The sequence below is a fragment of the Porphyromonas sp. COT-108 OH1349 genome, from assembly GCF_000768755.1.
Classification (GTDB): Bacteria; Bacteroidota; Bacteroidia; order Bacteroidales; family Porphyromonadaceae; genus Porphyromonas_A; species Porphyromonas_A canoris.
Window position 1 is genome coordinate 340205 of record NZ_JRAH01000034.1, and the last position, 24222, is coordinate 364426.

Annotated in this window: 21 protein-coding genes and 2 tRNA genes; 11 read left to right on the forward strand and 12 right to left on the reverse strand. The window is 41.2% G+C overall.

The window, feature by feature from the left end; all coding sequences use genetic code 11:
• Positions 1–168: 168 nt before the first annotated feature.
• Positions 169–822, forward strand: coding sequence for a hypothetical protein (locus JT26_RS09210; RefSeq protein WP_036849038.1), 654 nt, complete (start codon positions 169–171; stop codon positions 820–822).
• Between the two features lie 359 nt (positions 823–1181).
• Here JT26_RS09210 and JT26_RS09215 read toward each other — a convergent pair.
• Positions 1182–1255: transfer RNA gene (locus JT26_RS09215), tRNA-Asp, on the reverse strand.
• Positions 1256–1278: 23 nt separating this feature from the next.
• Positions 1279–1352: transfer RNA gene (locus tag JT26_RS09220), tRNA-Thr, on the reverse strand.
• Positions 1353–1928: 576 nt separating this feature from the next.
• Here JT26_RS09220 and JT26_RS09225 point away from each other — a divergent pair.
• From JT26_RS09225 to menA, 5 genes are all read left to right on the forward strand, one after another.
• Positions 1929–2480, forward strand: a complete 552-nt coding sequence (locus tag JT26_RS09225) for a PH domain-containing protein (RefSeq protein WP_036849040.1) — start codon at positions 1929–1931, stop codon at positions 2478–2480.
• A gap of 7 nt (positions 2481–2487) precedes the next feature.
• On the forward strand, positions 2488–4053 hold the full coding sequence (locus JT26_RS09230; protein WP_160217656.1) for a PH domain-containing protein: 1566 nt from the start codon (positions 2488–2490) through the stop codon (positions 4051–4053).
• A 205-nt stretch (positions 4054–4258) separates the two neighbouring features.
• The gene (locus tag JT26_RS09235; RefSeq protein WP_036792451.1) at positions 4259–4945 is read left to right on the forward strand and encodes a cell division ATP-binding protein FtsE; all 687 of its coding nucleotides are present in this window, start codon (positions 4259–4261) and stop codon (positions 4943–4945) included.
• Positions 4946–4953: 8 nt separating this feature from the next.
• Entirely contained in the window at positions 4954–6288 is a 1335-nt protein-coding gene (locus tag JT26_RS09240; RefSeq protein ID WP_036849045.1) for an aspartate kinase, read from the forward strand.
• Positions 6281–7156: a 1,4-dihydroxy-2-naphthoate octaprenyltransferase gene (menA, locus tag JT26_RS09245; RefSeq protein WP_036849047.1), complete on the forward strand. Its 876-nt coding sequence runs from the start codon at positions 6281–6283 to the stop codon at positions 7154–7156. The genes JT26_RS09240 and menA overlap by 8 nt, the downstream gene beginning before the upstream one ends.
• Before the next feature lie 14 nt (positions 7157–7170).
• Here the strand turns inward: menA and mnmA are convergent, their stop codons facing one another.
• The 6 genes from mnmA to ychF form a co-directional block, all read right to left on the reverse strand.
• Positions 7171–8268 (reverse strand): tRNA 2-thiouridine(34) synthase MnmA, encoded by a 1098-nt coding sequence (mnmA, locus tag JT26_RS09250; RefSeq protein ID WP_036849049.1) that lies wholly within the window; start codon positions 8266–8268, stop codon positions 7171–7173.
• A gap of 6 nt (positions 8269–8274) precedes the next feature.
• Entirely contained in the window at positions 8275–10326 is a 2052-nt protein-coding gene (gene metG, locus JT26_RS09255) for a methionine--tRNA ligase (protein WP_036849051.1), read from the reverse strand.
• 39 nt (positions 10327–10365) lie between these two features.
• Positions 10366–10836 carry an SsrA-binding protein gene (smpB, locus tag JT26_RS09260; protein WP_036849053.1) on the reverse strand — a complete coding sequence of 157 codons (471 nt, stop codon included), beginning with the start codon at positions 10834–10836 and terminating at the stop codon, positions 10366–10368.
• A gap of 9 nt (positions 10837–10845) precedes the next feature.
• The gene (locus JT26_RS09265) at positions 10846–11505 is read right to left on the reverse strand and encodes a hypothetical protein (protein WP_036849054.1); all 660 of its coding nucleotides are present in this window, start codon (positions 11503–11505) and stop codon (positions 10846–10848) included.
• The gene (locus JT26_RS09270) at positions 11489–12217 is read right to left on the reverse strand and encodes a Bax inhibitor-1/YccA family protein (protein WP_052079317.1); all 729 of its coding nucleotides are present in this window, start codon (positions 12215–12217) and stop codon (positions 11489–11491) included. Before JT26_RS09270 ends, JT26_RS09265 begins: the two co-directional genes overlap by 17 nt.
• Positions 12218–12283: 66 nt before the next feature.
• Positions 12284–13387 carry a redox-regulated ATPase YchF gene (ychF, locus tag JT26_RS09275; protein ID WP_036849057.1) on the reverse strand — a complete coding sequence of 368 codons (1104 nt, stop codon included), beginning with the start codon at positions 13385–13387 and terminating at the stop codon, positions 12284–12286.
• A gap of 571 nt (positions 13388–13958) precedes the next feature.
• Between ychF and JT26_RS09280 the strand changes: the two genes are divergently transcribed.
• From JT26_RS09280 to obgE, 3 genes are all read left to right on the forward strand, one after another.
• Positions 13959–14501 carry a phosphoribosyltransferase gene (locus JT26_RS09280; protein ID WP_036792472.1) on the forward strand — a complete coding sequence of 181 codons (543 nt, stop codon included), beginning with the start codon at positions 13959–13961 and terminating at the stop codon, positions 14499–14501.
• Positions 14502–14571: 70 nt separating this feature from the next.
• A complete protein-coding gene (locus JT26_RS09285; protein ID WP_036849059.1) occupies positions 14572–15147 on the forward strand; it encodes an adenylate kinase in 576 nt (191 codons plus the stop codon).
• A gap of 21 nt (positions 15148–15168) precedes the next feature.
• Complete coding sequence (obgE, locus tag JT26_RS09290; protein WP_036849060.1) at positions 15169–16323, forward strand: GTPase ObgE; 1155 nt, start codon at positions 15169–15171, stop codon at positions 16321–16323.
• Positions 16324–16539: 216 nt separating this feature from the next.
• Here obgE and JT26_RS09295 read toward each other — a convergent pair whose 3' ends face one another.
• From JT26_RS09295 to JT26_RS09310, 4 genes are all read right to left on the reverse strand, one after another.
• Positions 16540–17823: a 3-deoxy-D-manno-octulosonic acid transferase gene (locus tag JT26_RS09295; protein ID WP_036849061.1), complete on the reverse strand. Its 1284-nt coding sequence runs from the start codon at positions 17821–17823 to the stop codon at positions 16540–16542.
• The gene (gltX, locus tag JT26_RS09300) at positions 17823–19370 is read right to left on the reverse strand and encodes a glutamate--tRNA ligase (protein ID WP_036849062.1); all 1548 of its coding nucleotides are present in this window, start codon (positions 19368–19370) and stop codon (positions 17823–17825) included. The genes JT26_RS09295 and gltX overlap by 1 nt, the downstream gene beginning before the upstream one ends.
• 76 nt (positions 19371–19446) lie before the next feature.
• Positions 19447–20736 carry a YgcG family protein gene (locus tag JT26_RS09305; RefSeq protein WP_036849064.1) on the reverse strand — a complete coding sequence of 430 codons (1290 nt, stop codon included), beginning with the start codon at positions 20734–20736 and terminating at the stop codon, positions 19447–19449.
• 110 nt (positions 20737–20846) lie between these two features.
• On the reverse strand, positions 20847–21434 hold the full coding sequence (locus JT26_RS09310) for a LemA family protein (RefSeq protein WP_036849066.1): 588 nt from the start codon (positions 21432–21434) through the stop codon (positions 20847–20849).
• 323 nt (positions 21435–21757) lie between these two features.
• Here JT26_RS09310 and dnaA point away from each other — a divergent pair, with 323 nt between their 5' ends.
• Positions 21758–23131 carry a chromosomal replication initiator protein DnaA gene (dnaA, locus tag JT26_RS09315; protein WP_036849068.1) on the forward strand — a complete coding sequence of 458 codons (1374 nt, stop codon included), beginning with the start codon at positions 21758–21760 and terminating at the stop codon, positions 23129–23131.
• A gap of 232 nt (positions 23132–23363) precedes the next feature.
• Positions 23364–24215 (forward strand): hypothetical protein, encoded by an 852-nt coding sequence (locus tag JT26_RS09320; protein ID WP_152567021.1) that lies wholly within the window; start codon positions 23364–23366, stop codon positions 24213–24215.
• Positions 24216–24222 lie beyond the last annotated feature (7 nt).

Genomic DNA, 24222 nt, shown 5'->3' on the forward strand with positions numbered 1-24222 from the left:
GGATAGGGGATTTAGCAAACTTTGCTTTTGTCTCCTATCCATTTCTCTTTTTATTCTTATTCTCCCAAAATAGGAAAGTATTTTTCCTATTGCATGTGTTTTATGGATAAAGATTAAAGTATTTCATTACTTTTGTGAAAATAGAAAAAATAAAACACTTCTAATGTTATGAGGCGTATTTTAATTCTTATAATTACGGTACTGTTAGCTCTACTGACTTTCAGCTGTTCAAAACTTAAGCAATTTGAATTAGGTTTTACTCCCACAGGTATCCCTATAAAACTATCTATTGATGGAACTGGAGTCCCAAAGATTAGTTGTGGTACAGGAATTCATATTATTCCAATTGGATACTTTGAAATTTCTTATAATACTTCTGCAAATGCAACACATCGCACCTGTGTGGAAATTATAAATAGACATGAAGGAAAGAAATATGTATTCGAACTGAGAGAAGTTGATGAAAAAATTTCATGGGAAACCAATAAATGGTGTAAAGTAGAGATTCGAAACCAGAGCTACTGTACGATTGTAACAGTTGACTCTGAAGAAATATCCAACTTGTTACATGAGAGAAAAGGAGCTGGATATAAACCTCATTTTCCGTCACAATCTTTTGCCTATTTCTATTTCACGAAGAAATTAGTTGATAATGTTAACTGGGAAATAAACAATGTCGGAGATTTTTTTGCGAATATTCTATTTGCAATATTTTGGTGTTTGGCTGTGTTACTAGATCTTTTAGTAATTTGTATCTCTTTTATAATTAGACTTTTATGGTGGTTTCTTCTTTTAATTTTTTATCTCTTTGGTTTTGTTTGAATAGGATAGAATTATTTCAAGTTTTGTCAGGCAGTCTTGCAGCCTTTATGAGGCATGGTTAAAATCTATCAAACAAAAAAGGTGATTAGTAAAGCTTTGGTTGTACTCACAGCCGCAAATCAGTAAGTTCTAAGACTTTCTTGTCTTTTTAGACACTTTATTCTTGCAGCGATTACGGTTTTGAGCCATTCAATTAAATCCCCTATTATTGTCTCCGTATAAAAACGGCAGACCTACCCATAAGTTGTGATGGATACATATCGTCTACCCGTTGATAAAACACATAGAAAAAGCCCTTCAAATTCATTGAATTTGAAGGGCTTGTCTTTCTTTTGTCGCCCTTTGTCTTAGGCTCTCTGCGGTATGGACGGGACTCGAACCCGCGACCCCCTGCGTGACAGGCAGGTATTCTAACCAACTGAACTACCACACCGGTTAAGGATGAAGTCATCCTTGAGCCTCTTGTCGGATTCGAACCAACGACCCCGAGATTACAAATCACGTGCTCTGGCCAGCTGAGCTAAAGAGGCAGGCGGGTAAGCTTACTACATCGCGCCGCTACAACCATCTACCCTTGCTGCGATCAAGCCCTGGGGGAGTTCAATAGGAGCTGGCCGTATAGGACTTACCCAGCGCAAAGGTACGATATTTTTCTATTACTGCAATACCCATCAGCTCGCATGGGCACTCTTTTAAGGCTTTCTCTCTAATAATAGGAAAGATAGAAGTCGCATTTTTTTATTGCTTATGCTCTAAGCGGATGTCTGTGGTTATTTTTCCAATGAGTTTTGCCCTTTCTTCGGCAACTTATTCCACTAAATCTGTTCAAAAGATGCTCTTATTGGGTTCAATTTTTCTGTTTAATAGAGTAAGAAGTCCGAATCCTGCCTTGATCTCAACAAATCAAAGCTTGATTTTAGCTCATCAAAGTTTGATTCATGGAATTTGTGGCTCGATTTGGAGCTCTAAAAGGCATTAGGCTGCTTTTTATTAACGGATAGAGCAGTTTATAAATACGGTTACAGATTTTTGTAAGCAGATGGTGCATGCGAGTAAATACAGTCATTAAAAATTGTTATCTTCGTTCATCTTAAACAAATCTCCTTATGAGTATCGTAGATAAACCTTCTCAGTTTGTGAATGATCCCATTTCTCTCACGGACATTCCTCGTCTTGAAAGAGAGGCGTATAAGCCTCTTAATCCTAAGTATATCAAAGTATTAAGATTGTCTTCCATAGTGCCGATAGTCTTACTGCTTGTTGCTACGATCGTTGCAGGCATTATGAAGAATGATATACCGTTTTGGATAATACTCAGTATCTGCTCCGCTCTGCTTCTCTTTGGTATTGTGCATCAGATGTTGATGGTAAAAATATACAGATTCAAAGGGTATCTTTTCAGGGATAAAGACGTTAGCTACCGATCCGGAATATTTATGCCGAAGGAGAAGAGTGTCCCGTATAGCAAGCTACAACACGTTGTCCTTTCGCAACATCTATACGATAGACCTTTTGGGCTTTACCGTCTTTCTCTCTTCAATGCTGCCGGAGGTATAGAAGAAGACCTTATAATTGCAGGTCTTGAGAAGGAACAAGCGGAAGCCTATAAGGAGTGGATTATAGAGCAGATATCGGATGTCGAACGTTCTAAAGAGTAGGGGAGTCTTGAATACAAATCGAAATCTGTGGTCGGAGCCTCGTAGAATGGGGCTTTCCTCTCTGTTGGTCCTATACATAAGAGAGCTTGTTGCATCCTTGAAGACATGGCCCTTTATTTTTTATCTTCTCCTTTCTTATGCAACCGAAGAGCTATCTGTCTGGCAAAAGTTGGGATATGCTATTGTCTTTTTTCTTGTCTTTGCTTTAATCCAAGCTCTTTATAAGTATTTAACGACAAAATATTTTATTGCGGACGAAAAGATACAGATAAGGATTTCGGGGCTGAAAAAGAAAGAACTTTACCTGCCTCTGAAGAAGGTGTATCAGCTGAGAAGCAGTCAATCTTTTCTGTTACAAATGTTGGATATGGAGGTCATACAGTTTGAGTCTCTTGGTTCCAACCAGGTAGAAGTTGAGCTTGTATTACCTCAAGAAGATGTACGGGCAATGAGAGATTATGCCGCAAGTTTCCAGTCTACTATGATTGATTCGGATGAAGAAGAGGTGAAAGAGGAAAGCTTAGAGCCACCGGAGAATGAAAGGGGAGAGAGTCCGGCTTTTGGCTCATTCTCTTACACAATATCGAGGAAAGAGCTTCTGATTTCGGGTCTTACCCGAAATCCTTTAAGAGGTTTGATATTGGCGGCTGGTGCTGTCGGTACTGTTTTCAATGAAATATCCGATTATCTTGTAGACTACATCAGGATCTGGTTTGACCGTATAGAGCTATGGTTTTCCAATCTAACCCTTGCAGTGGGGATAATAATCTTCTTGGGAGTATTTGTTTCATCCTTTCTCACTCAATCTATCTTACTTATACTCAAGCAGTATGATCTGAACATTTCTGTCAAAGGAGGGCAGCTAAAATATAGTGCGGGGCTTATCAACAAGATTTTTCAATCTTCTACATGTGACAGGATTGTCTCATGTACATTCCAACAAAATCTTGTTGAACAGTGCGTCGGATTAGGGACTGTACACATTCATTTTGCCTCTGCAATGGTGTCGGCAAACGAAAAGAAGGAAGATAAAAAGTCGGATATCAAAATATATGGAATAAATAAAGAGCGTGTCGCAATACCGCTTATGGAGAGTATTTTTCCCGGCTATGAGCCGAGTAGAGGGCGAAGCTACAAGTCGAAGTCTGCTTATCTCCGAAGACTTTTGTTCTTCTCTTCGATAATAACTTTACTTGCTGCTGTCGTTGCCTATTTCCTTAGCCATATCATTTGGTATTTTGTCCCTTTGGTGGCTTTGTCCGGAGTGTTCTATTCTTATCTGTCTTACAGACAGTCTTGGTTCTCTTTTGAGCATAGTCATCTGCTTATAGGTCATGGGGCATTTACTATCAAGCGTACTATTTTGCCTGTAAATCAGGTAGAAACAATGGTGTTGTGGCAAAGATGGAGGCAGAAAAATGGGACAACTGCAAATATGAAGTTTGCAACACGAGGTACATCTCATCAGATTTCATACATTGATAAGAATGTTTTGAATAATCTTCGAGATCATACACTTTGCTTTCTTGAGTTTCCCCGATATGCCTCTTCCGATTCAGGCAAAGAGGAGTGATATTGATTCTTAGGGGGATTGTCGTGCCAAAGATAAGTGTTTGCGGTTTCTTTTGAATATCTACATCATAATCTTAGTTATGTCAAATTGACAACATTAAAATAGAGATATTCAAGAGAAAAAGATGTAACATATAAAGCAAAAAAGAGCTATCTTTGGACTGATTATGGCTTAGATAACAGCAAACACAGAAGAGAAACTCAAAATGTCATCTACAGAAATCATATTATCCTACAAAGATGTTGCTCTCAAACGAGATGGACATGAAGTATTATCCGGTATAACATTTGATGTACACAGAGGAGAAATGCTATACCTTATAGGTAAGGTTGGTAGCGGAAAGTCTACCCTTTTTAAATCTATCTATAAAGACACGGATATAGCTTCCGGAAGTGCAAGATTTATGAACTATGATTTGTGTAAGATTAAAAGAAAAGAGATTCCTTTTTTGAGGAGAAAATTGGGAATTGTTTTTCAAGATTTTCAGCTGCTTACAGATAGATCCATCGATGCAAACTTAGAGTTTGTTCTTCGTGCCACAGGCTGGAAAAACAGAACAGATATAGCACATCGTATCTCGGAAGTGCTTGAACAGGTGGACATGACAAGCAAAAGCTACAAGATGCCACACGAACTCTCCGGAGGCGAACAGCAACGAGTAGTGATTGCGAGAGCTCTTCTGAATAAGCCTGATCTTATATTGGCTGATGAGCCTACCGGAAATCTTGATCCTGAGACAGGGAAACAGATATTCGGTATATTCAAAGAGATTGCGAGCGGAGGTACAGCCGTGATAATGGCTACACACAACTATAATCTGATAAAAAACTATCCGGCACGCATCGTTAGCATACAGCACGAATCTTTACAAGAAGTAGAGCTGAAACAGTAATAAGCAAAATGAACACTGCCAAAACAATTATAATGAAGTTTGGCGGGACCTCTGTGGGTTCTGCCGAGAGAATAAAACATGTTGGAACACTCATAAGCGACAGCCGTGAAAAGATAATAGTACTGTCTGCTATGGCAGGTGTGACCAACAAACTCGTTGAGATATCCAAACACTACTATGACAGCAATCTCAATGCAGCCAAACATTGCATTGACGAGTTGAAGTCAAAATATATGCAAGAGATAGATCTTCTCTACAAAGGAGAGCCTCTAAGAAGAGCCGTAAAGACATTTGTTCAGGAAAAGATGGACTATCTCTGGAGTTTTCATGAGGACTCTTTTACGATATTTGAAGAGAAAGCTGTACTTGCCGTAGGAGAGTTAATTTCTACGGAAATGATGTGTCAGCATCTGAATGAAACGGGTATAGGTGCCGTAAAGTTACCGGCACTGGACTTTATGAGAACGGATAAGTATGGTGAACCGGATATGCAAAGGACAGAGATGCTACTTAAAGAGCAACTCTCTCTCCTACCCCAAAGTCATATTTATATTACAGAGGGTTTTATCTGCAAGAACGCTTATGATGAGATAGACAACCTTCAAAGAGGAGGTAGCGACTATACTGCTTCTATCATTGGTGCGGTTCTGGAGGCGAAAGAGATACAGATATGGACAGACATCGACGGTATGCACAATAATGATCCTCGTATTGTGGAGAAAACGGATCCTGTTCGCCGACTTCACTTTGAAGAGGCTGCAGAGCTGGCATACTTTGGTGCTAAAATCCTTCACCCTACTTGTATTCTTCCTGCAAAGCATCGTAATATACCTGTTCGCTTGCTCAATTCTATGGATTCTTCGGCTCCCGGTACATTGATATCCAATTCCATCGAAGAGGGAAAGATTAAAGCCATAGCCGCAAAGGATAATATTACGGTAGTAAAGATTAACAGCAGTAGAATGCTCTTGGCTCACGGATTTATGAGAAGGGTATTTGAAACATTTGAAAGGCATCAGACGGCTGTGGATATGGTAACAACGTCTGAGGTTTCAGTATCTGTAACCATAGACAATGCGAGTCATTTACAAGATATTATTTCGGAATTAAAGCAGTTTGCATCTGTTTCCATAGACTCGGATATGGTTAGCATCTGCATTGTTGGAGACCTCAATTGGAAGAACATCGGTTTTGAATCCGCTATTATAAGGGCATTGGACGAAATACCGGTAAGAATGATCTCCTATGGTGGCAGCAACTACAACGTAATGGTACTTATACAAAAAGAGCATAAAGCAAGAGCATTGGAAGCATTAAGTACTCATCTCTTTTATCATGAGTAAGCTAGGAATTTGGTTTCAAACTATACGTCCGAAGACATTGCCGGCGTCTCTTGCCCCGATTGTCGTGGTTGCAGGAGCTCTGATTCACGACGGATTGTTTCAGTTGAGACCTTTTTTGCTTGTGCTTGGGGTGGCTCTCACAGCTCAGATTGCCAGCAATGTTACAAATGATTACTTTGACTATCTCAGTGGCGCGGATAGAAGAAGAAAACTTGGTCCGAAGAGACTTATTACTACGGGAGATATTACGCCCGGCTGGATGCTGTTGGCGTCAATCTTCTGGGTATTATTATGTGCTATATTAGGGATATGGCTCTTATCAATAACCTCTTGGTGGTTACTTTTAGTGGGGATACTTGTCATTATAGGCATTGTTGCTTATTCCGCAGGTCCCTATCCCCTATCCTATAAAGGTTTTGGAGATATTGCCGTTATATTATTCTATGGTATAATTCCGGTATTAGGAGGATATTACGCCATAGCACAAATACTTCCCACTTACCTTATTTGGGCTGCGTTTTCAATTGGTTTTGCAAATACAAATATCCTTGTAATCAATAATTATAGAGATTATCCCGAAGACAACGCAAGCGGTAAACGCACTCTGGTTGTCAGGATGGGAGAGGCTTCCGGTCCCTATCTATATTTGTTTAATGCTGTATTGGCATTTCTCTGTTATGCTATTTCGGGGATCATGTCAGGAAGTTATATTATCACAATTATTGGTCTGCTTCCGATTGCTCTCTTCTTTTACACCGGAACTGTAGCAACCTTTACAAGAAAAGGGAAAGGGCTTAATCCCTTATTGGGATTCTCTGCAAAAATCACAGCCCTTATTAGTATATTTCTCTTGATTGCCTTTATTTGAGTGTTAGAGATGTGTTATTCTCTCATCGTTCCTCCTATAATCATTCCGGATCCATAGCAAAGTTTGGCATCCTGACTATATAGTGTACAATACTGTCCCGGTGCTATTCCTTGTATTCGTTCACGGCTATAGACACGATAAAACCCATCTTCCTTAATAAGTGTACCGGATGTGAATTCCGGTGTATGCCGTACCTTAAATGTAATGGGTATAGAGTCTGATTCTTCCGGGAAAGGACTAATGGATATAAAATTAACCTCATTCATATCCACTATATTACCATATTGAAGATCCGGATCGTATCCACGACTTACGAAGATAGTATTTTCCTCTACCTCCTTTCTCACTACAAACCACGGACCACCACTCAAGCCCAATCCTTTCCTCTGCCCTATCGTATGAAACCAATACCCTTTGTGTTCCCCTAAGACGGCACCGGTATCTATATCTACAATCTTTCCCGGTTTTTCTCCAAGGTATTGACGTAGAAAATCATTGTAGTTGATCTTTCCCAAAAAGCAGATCCCCTGACTATCTTTACGATGTGCCGTGACAAGACCTTCCTTTTCAGCGATCTGTCTGACTTCTTTCTTTGGCAATCTTCCTAATGGAAAATACGCCTTGCAGAGCTGTTCATACGAAATTTGAGCAAGGAAATCGGTTTGATCTTTTACCGGATCGACAGCCGTAGCAAGATGATGTATTCCATCAATGATAACTTTATCTGCGTAATGTCCGGTAGCTATTGCATCAAAGTTTTTACCCCAATACGTATTGAAGAATCCAAACTTAATGAGTTTGTTACACATCATGTCCGGATGCGGAGTAAGTCCTGCCTTTACGGTTTCAAGAGTGTAAGAAACGACATAATCCCAATACTCTTTATGTAGAGAAACTTTCTCAAGAGGAAGATTATAGTGGCGGCTAAGCCAGTTAGCCATTTCGATATCCTCTTCAGAGGGACAGTCCAAAAAGCCACTCTCTTTCATCCCAATCTGGATATAGAAAAGATGGGGACGAAAACCTGCTTCACACAGCAGGTGAAGTGCTACGGAACTATCCACACCACCCGATATGAGAGCAGCAACAGAGCTATTAGGAGAAAGTATCATATAGGATTAAGAAATTTTGGAGCCGGGAGCTATTTCCTCTTTTGGAGAGATTAAAATCAGTTTTTTATCAGGAGAAACTGCAGATAAAATCATTCCCGAACTTTCTACTCCTCTAAGCTTACGGGGAGGAAGATTGGCTATAAAACAAACTTGTTGTCCTATGAGAGTTTCCGGGGCGTAGTATTCTGCGATTCCTGAAACGATTGTACGAGGAGAACCGGAGCCGTCATCAAGGAGAAAACGAAGCAGTTTGTCACTCTTTGGTATACGTTCGCACTCCAACACGGTACCGACACGAAGATCCATTTTCATAAACGAATCAAAGTCTGTATCGGGTAAAAATGGTTCAGGCTTAGCCTCCATTTTTGCATTGTCTGCTTTTGTTTGCTCCAGTTTCTTGAGTTGAACTTCTATGGTGTCATCTTCTATTTTTTCAAAAAGCAGATTTGCTTCTCCTATTTGATGTCCTCCCGGTACAAGGTCTGTAGCTCCAAGCATATCCCAATCAAGAGAAGCAAGATCTATACGAAGCATTCGAGAAAGTTTCTCTGCCGAGTGAGGGAGAAATGGTTCAAAAGCAATAACCAAGTTAGCCGTGATCTGAAGGGCAACGTGCATAATCTCTTTGACACGATCCGGGTCTGTGCGAATCACTTTCCAAGGCTCTGCATCTGCAAGATATTTGTTACCCAACCGTGCTATATTCATTGCTTCACGTTGAGCATCTCTGATATGGAATGTCTCTAACAGCTGTTCTATCTTTTCCTTATACTTAGAAATCTCAGAAAGTATCTCTTTATCCGCCTCCGGCAATGACTCTATTGTGGGAGCTATGCCATCGTAATACTTATGAGTTAGCACAAGTGTTCGATTAACAAAGTTCCCAAGTACAGCAACCAGCTCGTTATTATTTCGATTTTGGAAGTCTTTCCATGTGAAATCATTATCCTTTGTCTCCGGAGCATTGGCGGTAAGCACATATCTCAGTACATCTTGTTTACCGGGGAAGTCTCTAAGATATTCATGCAACCATACTGCCCAGTTTCTCGATGTAGAGATCTTATCTCCTTCAAGGTTCAAAAACTCATTTGACGGCACATTATCCGGAAGGATGTATGAGCCTTCTGCCTTCAACATCGTAGGGAACACAATGCAGTGGAATACAATGTTATCTTTCCCGATAAAGTGAATCATTCTGGTCGATTCGTCTTTCCACCACTTTTCCCACGTATCCGGTAACAGCTCCTTAGTATTTGAAATATAACCGATAGGAGCATCAAACCAGACATATAGTACTTTCCCTTCAGCGCCTTCTATAGGAACAGGAATACCCCAATCGAGGTCTCTGCTCACGGCACGAGGCTGTAGCCCCATATCCAACCAGCTCTTACACTGGCCATAGACATTACTGCGCCACTCCTTGTGCCCTTCAAGAATCCATTCTTTAAGGAAAGGTTCATACTTATCCAAAGGAAGATACCAATGCTTTGTCGACTTTAGAACGGGTTTTGCCCCGGATATTGCAGACTGTGGAGATATCAAGTCTGTCGGGTTAAGGGATGTTCCACACGCTTCACATTGGTCTCCGTACGCTTTACCATTATGGCAGTGAGGACACTCTCCTACAATATATCTGTCTGCAAGAAACTGTCCCGCTTCAGGGTCAAAGAACTGTTCACTCTCTATTTCCAAAAATTCTCCCTTATCATAGAGTGTTCGGAAAAACTCCGAAGCCAGTTCTCTGTGAGTTTTAGACGTCGTACGAGAGTAAATGTCGAAGCTTATACCAAACTCCTCGAAAGAGTCTTTTATAAGAGAGTGGTATCTGTCTACAACATCTTGTGGCGTAATACCTTCTTTCTTAGCTCTTATTGTAATAGGGACTCCATGCTCATCGGAACCTCCGATGAACAAGACCTCTCTACCTTTTGATCTAAGATAGCGCACATAAATATCCGCAGGAACGTAAACACCTGCCAAGTGTCCTATATGTACAGGTCCGTTGGCATAAGGCAGTGCAGATGTTACCAATGTTCTTTTAAACTCCTTACCACTCATAAAGTCTATATTTATTTTTGTTGTTATCTGTCTAAACTATTACCAAGATTTCTTCTTGACCATATCCATCTCCTTGCGAAGATCTTTCTCTTTAAGAGAAGCTCTCTTATCGTACTGCTTTTTACCTTTGGCTATTGCAATGACCAGCTTCGCAAGTCCTCTCTCATTTATGAAAAGTCTAGTAGGAATAACGGTGGTACCGTTGTTCTTGATAGCTTCTTGTATGCTTTTAATCTCTTTTTTTGAGAGCAAAAGTTTTCTTTCTCTTCGCTCAGTATGGTTGTTGTATGAGCCGTAGAAGTATTCGGCTATGTACATATTCTTCACCCATACCTCTCCCCTTTCCACTATACAATATGTATCTACCAGAGACGCTTTAGATAGGCGTATACTCTTGATTTCGGTACCGGTCAAGACTATACCGCAGACAAAAGTCTCTAATATCTCGTAGTCAAAGGTTGCCCTTTTATTCTTTATGTTTACTGTTTTCTGTGTATTCTTTTTTGACATAACGAGGGTCTAAAGCAGGAAGGTAGAAAAAATTTCGCTTGCGACACCGATTAACATCGTATTCACCACAGCGAAAAAGAGAGATATTTTCCGGCTTATCGGAGGTGTTATCTGCAAACCATAAACCAAAGTATTGTATGCTCCCCAAAGCCCTGCAACAAACACAAAAGGTAAAAACCACAATATTTGAAGATGCGGTTGCCCAAAGAGTGCAAACAATAGTAGTACCAACCAAGTCGAAGTCAAGGCTGCCATTATGGGCAAATCCCAGCCACCGGACTGCTCTCTATCTTTAATGAACTTTTTTCCATGAATAGAGCCTACCGCTTTCCAGTAAAAGAAGGAAGCAAGCATAAGCACAATATAGTATGCTACTCTGAAAAAAGCATAGATAAGAATCTCTTTTGAGAATCCGCTTTCCGCCATTGCTTCTACCACTTCCCTACCCAAAGCCACAAGAGCAATAAGGGTCAAAAACGGGAAGAAGTAGCGAATCATGAAAAACTCTCTACTTTCGGAAGAGGTATTATTGGAGAGACCTCTGCTCTCCAATCCCAGCAGATCTTCCCATATCTTCTTTGGACGAACATGGGAAGATATGAGTAGAATAAAGATAGATAGAAAGTTTTCTCGCTTCAAAGCTATATCCTGCTTAGTCTCTTCTTGCACCTATAATGCGAAGAAGATAGATAAAGAGATTGATAAAGTCCAGATACAAGCTCAACGCAGCCATAAGAGCCACTTTGTTTGCAGATTCCGTATCTGGGATGGAGCCTTCTTCAAACAGTTTTTTGAACTTATTGATATCGTAAGCAGTAAGCCCACAGAAGATGATAACTCCTGCAACACTTACAATCCAGTACATCAAAGGGCTTCCCAAGAAGATATTAACCACAGAAGCCAATATCAGTCCGACAAGAGCCATCATAAAGATGGAACCAAACTTGCTCAAATCCTTCTTGGTGAAGAAGCCTATGAAAGCCATTGTGGCAAACATACCACTCGTAATCAGGAAGGTAGAGAGTACGCTGGTTGCAGTGTACATATAGAGTATGGCAGAGAGGGTTACACCGTTAAGGAGGGCATAAACCATGAAGAGGGCAAATGATATCATGGAGTTGAGTTTGCCTATACTTCTTGCAAGGATAAAGACCAAAACGAGTTCGGCAATGATGAGTCCGAAAAACAGACCTTTGCTGGTCATTATGGCATCAAATATACTTGTGCTAAGAGAGATATAAGAAGCAAAAGCAGATACCACAAGAGCCAGAGCCATCCAGCCATAAGTCTTGCTCCACATAGAGCGCATTGTTACCGTATCCAGGATACGCGTTTGCCCATAAGGGGCAGATACATTGTAGCTATCGTTATTGTTGTACATGTTCTATTCTGTTTTTCGTTGGTAAATAATATTTCCGGTTTATGATTATTACTTTCTCGAATCACTCTATACGTTGAAGCGGAAGTGCATGATATCGCCATCCTGCACCACATATTCCTTGCCTTCGACACTCATTTTGCCGGCTTCTTTCACGGCAGACTCCGATCCGAACTTGATATAGTCGTCATACTTGATCACCTCCGCCCGGATAAATCCCTTCTCGAAGTCCGTATGTATCACACCTGCACACTGAGGAGCTTTCCACCCTTTAACGTAGGGCCATGCTCTCACCTCCTGTACACCTGCGGTGAAGTAGGTTTCCAGATTGAGAAGAGCGTATGCCGCCCTTATCAAGCGAGAAACACCGGACTCTTCCAACCCGATTTCGTTCAAAAACATTTGACGCTCTTCGTAGGTCTCAAGCTCGGCAATCTCGCTCTCTATCTTTGCCGCAACAACCAGTATATGTGCATTTTCGGCAGCGACAGCCTCTTTAACCTGCTCTACATAGCCGTTTCCCGTAACGGCAGAACCTTCGTCCACATTGCAAACATAGAGAACAGGTTTCGCAGTGAGCAGATAAAGCTCGGATGCTGCCTTCTCTTCATCTTTGCTGTCGAACGTTACGGCACGAGCATTCTCTCCTTTGAGAAGAGCGGCTTGGATGCGTTCATACACCGAACATTGCAGTGCGGCAAGCTTATCCCCTCCTGTTTGGGCTTGTTTTTTAACCTTTAAGATGCGGCTCTCTACCGTTTCCAAATCTTTCAGCTGAAGCTCTGTGTCAATGATCTCTTTATCTCTAATGGGATCCACTGAGCCGTCTACGTGAGTTATGTTATCATCGTCAAAGCAGCGCAATACATGTAGAATCGCATCCGTCTCTCTAATGTTTGCAAGAAATTTATTCCCCAAACCTTCTCCCTTGCTGGCACCTTTGACAAGCCCGGCAATATCGACTATCTCAACCGTATTGGGAACTATTCGTTGCGGATTGACCAATCTTGCCAATTCGTTAAGTCTTGGATCCGGAACGGTTATAACTCCCACATTGGGTTCTATGGTACAGAATGGAAAGTTTGCACTCTGTGCTTTTGCATTGGAAAGACAATTAAAAAGGGTAGATTTCCCCACGTTGGGAAGACCTACGATACCGCATTGTAGAGCCATATCTTTGTATTGAGTTCTATATTTATCTGTGTATAATCTTTTGAGTTTACAAAGATAGTGATTTTGTGCCCAATACAAGTAAGGTGCATTGTGACGGATAAGTGGTTTCCGAAATCCTTTCCGATATTTTCTCTTGTCTGTTTCGCTACTACAATCTCCCTCTTCCCTACTATTTTTTAATAGCTTCCCAAAAGTGTTTTAAGCTTAACAATAGTTTGGTTATTTATATTCAGACTTTGGTTTCAAGGCTTGATTAGTGCACATCAAATCTTGAAAGCCTCTACTCAAGGCTTGATTTCCACAATTAAGGGCTTGATTTATAAATCTCTAAATGTTTAGAAACACTTCTTTTAACGTTCAAATCATCTTTCAAATAGGATAAAACAGATTTGTTTTTTGGATTACCCGAAAAGGGCTAACGCTTTACCATACTCCGGATTCAAACTCTTTTACAAAGCTCTCCACTACCCTGTTTTTCAAAAAAGAGACTCGCTAATCCTCTCTATATGTCTCACCTATGTTATTTTTCCCTAACTTTGTTCTTCCTTTTAATTATAATGGACTAAGAATTATGCCAGCACAAATAACACTTAACGATAAGAGTTTTTCGATCTATATTCATGACTCTGAAATCCAGCCACAGATAAAGCGAATGGCAAAAGAGATTGTTGCCGATATGGGAGATAAGAATCCTCTTTTTATCTGCATTCTCAACGGCTCCTTTATGTTTACATCCGAGCTGATGAGAGAGATAGATGGAGACTATCAACTCTGCTTCGCACAATATGCTTCTTATAGCGGGACACGCTCGACAGGTGCTATTCAGGAGATTATGAAGCCTCAAATTTCGGTGGAAGGTCGTCATGTCATTATATTGGAAGACCTGATCGACTCCGGTCTCACGCTGGATCATATACGTGCTCTCTATACATCGAGAGGAGCAAAAGAGGTAAAGCTGGCTGTGCTTCTGCATAAACCGGATGCTCCGAAGGTAGTGGATGTCAAACCGGACTATCTTGGTTTGGAAATCCCACCCGATTTTATCGTAGGTCATGGCTTGGATTATGACGGAAGAGGACGTCTCTATAAAGACATATACAAACTCATAGAATAAAACTAACAGGCTCTTTAAGAGCAAACAACACTAAAACTAACCGTATCAAACACAAGAATAACGTATTGTTATGATAAATGTTTTAATATTTGGTGCGCCCGGTTCGGGAAAAGGGACCCAAAGTGCGAGAATAGCCCAAACTTTCGGGCTGGAACATATCTCTACCGGAGATATCTTGAGAAAAGAGATTGCAGACCAAACACCCCTTGGGATATTGGCGCAAGACTATATAAAGGAGGGACGCCTTGTGCCTGATGAAGATGTGGTAGCTATGTTGGAACACCACTTGGAAGGGAAGTTGGGCAAGGTCAAAGGTTTTATTTTCGATGGTTTCCCTCGTACCATTCCTCAGGCCGATGCGTTGAAACGTATGCTGGCAAGGCACGACTGTGAGGTTTCCATCGTATTGGATCTTAACGTACCTGAGGATGAGCTAATCAGACGATTGCTCGAACGCGGAAAGATAAGCGGTAGAAGCGATGACAACCTTGAGGCCATAAAGTCTCGTCTTGTCGTATATAACAATCAGACTTTTCCACTGAAAGAGTATTTCAGAAAGGAAGGTACTCTTACTCCCATAAATGGTTTGGGAGAGATGGATGACATCTTTGCATCCATATCCGAAGCAATAGACAGTGTATTATAAAGAGCAAAAGAAGTTTTTCCTATGGCAGAATCCAATTTTATAGATTACGTAAAGATCTATTGCAAATCCGGAAAGGGAGGGCGTGGTTCTGCCCATTTCAGGAGAGAAAAATATATCCCTAAGGGAGGTCCGGACGGAGGAGACGGCGGTAGAGGCGGTAGCATCTTTCTGAGAGGTAACCGTAACTTTTGGACGCTTCTCCACTTGAAGTACGACAGGCATAAGGTTGCCGAAAGCGGAGAACCGGGATCAAGCAAAAACTCCACCGGGAAAGCCGGAGCAGACATATATATAGATGTGCCGTGCGGAACGGTGGCGTATGATGCCGAAACGGGCGACTACATCTGCGAAGTGAACGATCATGATGAAGTGATTTTGCTTCTGCAAGGAGGTCGGGGCGGACTTGGGAATACTCATTTCAAGACTCCTACCAACCAGGCACCACGTTACGCTCAACCCGGAGAACCGGCTCAGGAGAGAATGGTTATCCTACAACTCAAACTGCTTGCAGATGTAGGCTTGGTGGGACTCCCAAATGCGGGGAAAAGCACACTCCTCTCTTCTGTCTCCGCGGCAAGACCCAAGATTGCCAACTATCCTTTTACCACACTGGAGCCAAGCCTGGGGATTGTTTCGTACAGAGATCACAAATCTTTCGTGATGGCAGACATTCCGGGCATCATAGAGGGTGCGGCGGAAGGTCGAGGGCTTGGACTACGTTTTTTGAGGCACATCGAGAGAAATTCGGTTCTGCTTTTCCTTGTCCCTGCCGATGCGGATGATATAGCCAAGGAGTATGAGATCCTGCTGTCCGAACTTGAAAAGTATAACCCCGAACTGCTTGAGAAAAATCGTGTCTTGGGAATTTCCAAGTGCGATCTTATAGATGATGAGCTGAAAGAGATGCTCTCCGAACATCTTCCGGAAGGAGTAAAGACCGTCTTTTTCTCCTCCGTTTCCGGGCAGGGATTGCAGCTTTTGAAAGATACGATCTGGCAAGCCATTGTGTCGGACAACAGACACGATGTCTCTAACATTGTAAGAAAGAATATGAGAGAAGGGTTGTCGGCATCATTCCTTGAGGATGACTTCGACATGGACTCTATCTACTTTGAAGAGGAAGAAGATGAGGAGTATTACGATCCCGATGAGACCGATGTAGAAGTGGATTGGTAACTTTTATGGATCCTTTCCCAAAAGATTTTTATCTACAACGCTCGATAAAAATATTTGAGGAGACTTGTTGCTTTGACAAGTCTCCTCAAATATTTTTTGACGTTTCGGATCTCTATGGGATAGTCCCTTTGAACCACTTATCCGAAGCTGTCCGATAATCTCTCTTTGGAAATTCTCATGGACTTTCTTTTTACCTCTATATGGCTTTCTTCGTATTTATCGGCTGTTAAGCCGATTTTCCAATGCATCGGAGATCTTTGCGAAAATAGCATCTGTGGCTCCCTTGTTTGCGGATAAATATCTTTCTGCCTTCTCCCCTGCTGTTTGGCGATAGTCCTTATCGGAAATGAGTTTTGCCATAAGCCGGTCTGCCTCCTCCTTGGATGCGATGGAGAAACCACCTCCCTCTTTTAAGAGAGAGACAGCCTCCCTAAACTTATGATATTTAGGGCCAAACACAACGGGCGCGCCAAATGCTATTGCTTCGAGCGTATTGTGTATACCTTTTCCAAAACCGCCTCCCACGTAAGTGATGTCCGCATATCTGTACAGCGAAGAAAGAAGTCCATAGCCATCTATAATAAGGGCTTTGGCATTGGCTATCTCTGCTTCGGATGGCTTTTGGGAGAGATAGACTAGATTGGACTTCCCGATAAGTTCTTCCAAATGGGACAAATGCTTTTCATGAACTTCATGTGGGGCGATAATAGGCCTTACATTATCATGTGTGAGAAGATAGGGCAGGATGATCTTTTCGTCCTCTTCCCAACTGCTTCCGATGGCTAAAACAAGTTGCCCTTTCCGCATCGCATCTTCCCTGAGATACTCGGCTTCTTTTATCTCTTTCGGTTGAACTGCTATCTGACACACTCTGTCTGCTCTCGTATCTCCGGCTATGGTGATTTTATCGTTGCTTAGACCGATGCTTTTGAGCAGTTGCAAGGAGTTCTCATCCTGCACAAAAAGATGATCATACTGCCTTAGAGCCTCCTTGAACTCTCTTCCCCAAGATTTGAAAAAGACCTGGTTGGGGCGGAAAATGGCAGAAACCAAGAATACGGGAACTTTTTTTTGATGCAATATAGAGATGGTATTGAGCCAAAACTCATACTTCACAAAGAGTGCTACTGTTGGATTCAGAGTCTCTATAAAGGTCTTCAGCTCCGGTGATGTGTCTGCCGGAAGATAGGTTACAATATCGGCTAATGGCGTGTTACAGCGCACATCATATCCCGAAGGAGAGAAGAACGTCAGCACAACCTCTGCTTCCGGAAGATCTTTCCTAATCCGCTCCAAAAGAGGATGCCCTTGCTCGTACTCTCCCAAAGAGGAGACATGCATCCATATCGTTGGCACTCCTTTTTTTCTCTTCTGTTCAAGATCGGAAAGAGCATGCCGCCTGCCTTGTATCATCTTTTTTGCTTTCGGATGCCAAGGAGAGATCAGCCGAAGAAGAGAGAAGTAAGCCTTTACTCCGGTGTTGTAGAAGACACTACTCATTACTGCTTGAGAGATCCTATTGTATCTATCGCTTTTTCTATTCTTGCCAATGTCTCGTTTTTCCCTATGAACTCAAGAATATCGAATAGATGAGGTCCTTGAAGAGCTCCTACAAGGCTAAGACGAAGAGGATTCATGATGCCTCCGAGATTGAATCCTTTTTCGGCGATGAACGACTTGAGTGTATCTTCCAAATGAGCCGACTTCCAATCCGTTATTGAAGCAAGAAAAGAGCGCACTTCTTGTAGCTGAGCAGGTGTGTCTTCCTTCCACCTTTTTTTGATAGCACTTTCGTCATAAGAGGTTGGTGCGACAAAGAAGAAAGAGATAAGAGCCGGGAGATCCGAAAGCAACGTTATACGATCTTTTATGATCTCGGTGGCTGCAGCCAGTCTATCTTCATCATAAGGAAGATTGGCTCTTTCTATGTGAGCCTTTGCAAGCAATACAATATCTCTTCCGGAGAGTTCTTGGATATATTTATGATTGAACCATTTTCCTTTTTCGTAGTCGAACTTAGCGCCACTCTTGGAACATTTTTTCAGATCGAACGAGTCGATCAACTCTTTCATTGAGAATATCTCCTGATCTGTTCCCGAATTCCAACCCAGCAGAGCAAGGAAGTTTACAACAGCATTAGGGAGATACCCGCTTTCTCTATAGCCTGAACTTATGGCTTGAGTAACCGGATCCGTCCAAAGCAAAGGGAATACGGGGAATCCGAGTCTGTCTCCATCTCTTTTGCTTAGCTTGCCATTGCCTTCAGGTTTAAGCAGTAGAGGCAGGTGGGCAAACTGAGGCATGGTATCTTCCCATCCGAATGCACGATATAATAATACGTGCAAAGGTGAGGATGGCAACCACTCTTCACCGCGAATGACATGACTTATCTCCATGAGATGATCATCTACGACATTTGCCAAGTGGTAGGTCGGAAGATCATCTGCACTTTTATATAACACTTTGTCATCAAGAACAGAAGAGTTGATGACTACCTCTCCTCTGATGATGTCATTGACTGTTATATCAACATCCGGCTCTATCTTCAAACGCACGACATACTGAGTACCATCTGCTATCAACTTCTTTACCTCTTCTTCTGTAAGAGATAGAGAGTTTCTTAAAGAGAGACGATTTTGGGCGTCATACTGGAAGTTCGGAATTTCGGCTCTGTATTTCTCCAACTCTTCAGGGGTATCGAAAGCATAATAAGCCTTTCCCTCTGAAAGAAGTTGTCCTACATAGTTCCTGTATATATCGCGACGCTCACTTTGACGATAAGGAGCATGAGGACCTTCGGGCGTAGTCCCGATACCTTCATCTATCTCTATACCCAACCAGTGAAGTGCTTCTATGATATAATCTTCTGCTCCGGGAACAAACCTATGGCTGTCTGTATCTTCTATCCGAATAATCATATCTCCCCCGTTTTGACGAGCAAAGAGATAGTTATACAAAGCTGTTCTGGCACCACCTATGTGCAGAGGGCCTGTCGGACTTGGAGCAAAACGTACTCGAACTCTTCTATCTATGTTGTTATTTTTCATAAACGAACTGTTTTATATGTATAATCACGGATCACAAAGGTAGTTATTACTGACGATATGAGTGTTATGGGGGCTACTAAAAACGGGTAGTTGCTCCACCTCCTCCGGATCGTCCTCCTCCGAAGCCACCTCCAAAAGAACCACCACCTCCTCTAAATCCGCCAACAGCCCCAATTGCAGCCCCGAGCGCCGCAGAAGATGTAGAGGATAATCGAGGTGTCTTATCCTCTTTGGTGTATTTGCAGTATAAGCAGAAGTATGTTGTATATATGTAGTTTGGGGTAATAGAGGTATTTTCTTTTCTCATTGTTATACCTTTACAATTGGGACATTGTATGTATGGTGAGTATTTAAGAGTCCCATATACCTCTTTATTATTACAAAATCGGCATGTTGCCGCTATATATGATACGGATCCGATATTCTGTTCGATACTCTCCTTTGTCGTAAGATACGGAAGCACTTCATTGGGAGTACGATGAAGTGTAATACTATTATCCGTGTGGCATGCAACGCATTTCTGCATCTGAGAAGATAGCTTCTTTTTATAGACGAAAATCCAAAGTAACTTATAATAAAGAACTACGGGAAGGAAAAGTATAGCAAACAGACTTAGAAATAATCTTTTCGCCGTCAACTCAGCCTTCAGATAACGTTCCACAGGAGTTCTTCCATTTCCACCCTTGATATTGGCACCGGTTATCAGAAACATTAAAAGAAATCCCGAAATGTATGAAATAAGAAAACCATACTTTATGATAGTCCAGTACAGTTGTAGCTCTTTATCATCCCAAACACTCGGAGTCCTAACAGTAAAAGATTTTGTGGTGGAGTCATACTCCTCTCTCAGTTTTTTTTCTATAGATTTTATTCCCTCTATTATCGCCTTATCAGGATTTCCTGCCTTCAGATAAGGTATCATATCTTCTTTCTGTATCATATAACAGAGAGCATCAGGCAGTACATGCTCCAACCCATAACCTACTTCAAATGATATTCCTCTCTCTTCCGGCTTGTAAACATAGAGTATCACCAGCCCGTTATCATCATTTTTAGAGCCGACTCCCCATGTATTTAAGATTTTGTGTGCAAAGCTTTGCAGATCCTGCCCATCAATGCTTTCCAATATCACTATTGCTATCTCGACGCCCATCTCTTCTCGGATATTACCTATCAGTTGATTGGCTTCATTATAAGCAGAAGGGCTCAAAAGTTTCGATTCATCTGTTATATACAGAGAGGCATTCACTTTCTGAACATTCTTAACATCATCAACACTCCTTACCACTTGGGCATTCAAAAAGGATACATTCAGAATAAGAAGTAGAAAAAAGAGAGATTTAAGTTTGGAATGAAAACAACTCATTGGTCAGATTGAGGTTTATATGATAAAAACAGGCACGTTTAATATCTAAAAATGCTAAGCAAGAAGGTTTAGATCTTCATGCTTAGCATTTCCTTAAGAGGATAGCCCTATTAAAACTGCACTTCCGGAGCAACATCCGCTCCTTCTTTAGCTTCAAAAAGAGGCTTTACTCCAAATCCGAATATACTTGCAACCAAGTTTTTCGGGAACTTTCGGATGTATTGATTATAATCCTTTACAACATCATTAAATCGAGATCTCTCCACAGTAATGCGGTTTTCTGTCCCTTCCAACTGCACTTGAAGCATTTTGAAGTTCTCGTTAGCCTTTAGATCCGGATATGCTTCTACAGAAACAAGAAGCCTGCTCAATGCACTGGAAAGTTCACTTTGTTTTGCCATGAACTCTTCCATATCCTTAGCCGTTAAGTTATCAGGATCAACTTTAACCTGAGTAGCACTGGCTCTTGCTTGGATCACACTTTCCAGAGTGCTTTTTTCGTGATTGGCATATCCCTTTACAGTATTGACCAGATTTGGTATAAGATCGGCTCTTCTCTGGTAAACATTTTCCACCTGCCCCCAAGATGCCTTGACCTCTTCATCCAATACAACCATTCTGTTATACTGGCTTCCCAAATAAAATGCAAGAATGCCCAATACTACTATTACTGCAATTAACGTCTTAGATTTTCTCATACTTATTTCGTAGTTTGTTAAACGATTTATGTAACAAAGATAGCCCTTATTTTTCAATTATTTGACTATCAAACAGGAAGGCTCGTATTAAAAAAAAATAACATTATTTACATTTGAAAGGAACCTATCTGTTGCCCAATGATTTAACATTTAGATGGTAAAATAGAGTACTACAAAGCAACCACTTATCCCTAATTTCTTGTCAGTAAGGGGCATCAAAAAAAGCAACAAAAGGGTCATTTTTTTTTCTTCTTTATTTTCCCAAACTTTGCATTGGTTGAAAGCCAAAAGTCTTGGCTCTAATAATAAACTATATAGAAAGAATGAACCATATTCTCCAACAAGTTTGGCAGCAATGTCTAAGCTACATCAGTGAAGAGATCAGCTCTCCTTCGGATTATACCCGATGGTTTGCGCCGATCGTTCCTGTTAGTTTGGAGGGTAAAAAGCTCACTTTAAGATTACCTTCGGAGCTTCATTTTGACCATATAGAAAAGCAGTATAAGGATCCGTTCAAGAGATCTCTCGAAAAGTATATTGGGGAAAATTTTGAGCTTGAATACGAAATATTTGAAGGCGTTGCCGTACCCAAATATTCTTCCGAAAAGGTAGATGTACAAGCCATAAGCACACCTGTTAAAAACTCTGACAATTCTCAAAAATCTTCCTTTAGAACGAATCTTGAGCCTCAACTCACTTTTGACTCCTATGTTTATGGTGATTCAAATTTGATGGTATATAATGCCGCTCAAGCTATTATAGCCAATCCGGGAAGTTCTTTATTCAATCCATTGTTCATTTATGGAGCTTCAGGCGTTGGGAAAACGCATATCTTGCACGCGATAGGAAATGCTATCTTGAACTCTTATCCCGAAAAACGCGTTGTTTATGTATCGGCACAGATGTTCAAAATGCAGTATGTAGAAGCTTCTTACAGGAGAAAACGTCCGGAAGACTTCATTCAATTCTATCAGAATATGGATATTCTGCTCTTGGATGATGTCCAAGAGTTGAGAGATGCAGTAAGTACACAGAGTGCTTTTTTCCAGATTTTCAATAATCTTAGAGCTTTAGGACGCCATATTATAATGACATCCGACCGCCCGGCCGTAGATCTTGACGGACTTGAAGAGCGTCTTTATACAAGAATGAAATGGGGGCTGACGGCTGAAATAGAGCGTCCGGATACCGAACTTAGAAAAAAGATTCTGACTCGCATGATGGGTCAGTATAACATTTCACTCCCTCAAGAGGTCTTCGATATTATTATTGCCTCAACCTCCCAAAATGTTCGAGAGTTGGAAGGAGTTGCCAAAACACTCTTCGCTCACCATACTATGAGTCATAAGCCCATATCTATGGATCTTACGACAAAGATATTGAAGCAGTATGTGAAGTATGAGAAAAAGGTTATCACAATCCAAGATATTGTCGAAGCTGTCTGCTCTCACTTCGATATAGAGCCTCGCTTGTTGCAGCAGAAATGCCGGAAACGTCAGATCGTTTTATCCAGACAGATTGCAATGTATCTCTGCAAAGAGCTTACAGATAGCTCTTTCTCTGTTATCGGAGCAGAAGTCGGAGGGCAGGATCACTCTACTGTCATCTATGCCTGCAAGAGTATAGAAAATCTTTTGAGCACAAATGCTCCCAATATCGCAGAGGATATTGCGGAGATCAAATCTCTTTTGGTATAGGAAGGCATTCTTGCTTTCGCACGATACACTCAGGTTTTTCGGTAATAAGATTCACACTCATCGGGAATAAATTATTAAATCTTTCGATGCAGCTGCTCTATTCTTTTATAGAAAAGTCATAAAAGTATCAAGAGTTGCACCTGTCTGTTAAATCTTATTTATCTCTTCCCCGTCTTTACTTTTTATGACTACATTTGCACCCATTCCTCAAATGTATTTAGATAATAACAGAATGATTATGATCAGAAAGATGGCAACATTGGTTGCACTTACCCTTATTTTGACCTCCTGCAACGGAGACGGAAAAGAAATAAAAAGACCGGAAATAAAACAGAAAACATATAAGAATCTTGTCTCCAAGGTAGAAAGGTTTTTGGGAGAAGAATCCATCGGAGAAAACCTCTATAAGTATGATGAAAATAACCGAGTAATAGAAATCACCAATATTCAACGGCTGAACGGAGAAAAGGTGCTAAAATCTGCTATCAGCTATTCAAAGGACAAAATTCTCATCGAAGAAGATGTCCTTCCTGAGGCTGAAAGCAACCTTTCGGCACCAACAAAACACGAGATTGTGCTTGATGCTTCCGGAAAGGCCACTATGCAAATAACAACACTATGTTTTCCCGGAGGAAAGGAGGAACGACGAGTGGCAGATAAATTTCAATACAATAAAACAGGAAAACAAATAAGTCAAAAGACTCCTACATTCAGAGCCATAGAACGTACTTGGGCGAATGATAACTGCATTCAGAAAGATCAGATCTATTATCCAAGTAACTCTTCCGGAGAGAATTCTTCCGTATTTTTCTTTTACACGGATAAAGAGAATAATGATACCTATCCGGATCTCAATCAGATTTGGTCTCCGGCTCCCTCTATCGAAGCTCTTTTTGCAGACGAACTCGGCTTAAGATCTTTCAAGTTGCTAAAAGACATTGAGTACACCGATACTCATACTCCTGCAAAAAGTATCTCATACGAATTCGACTCGATGGGAAGAGTCGTTCTCATAACGGTTGTGAGAAAAAGTAAAACAGGTAAATACCCCAGATCCATCTATAAAATCTCCTACAAGGGATAGAGGAAAA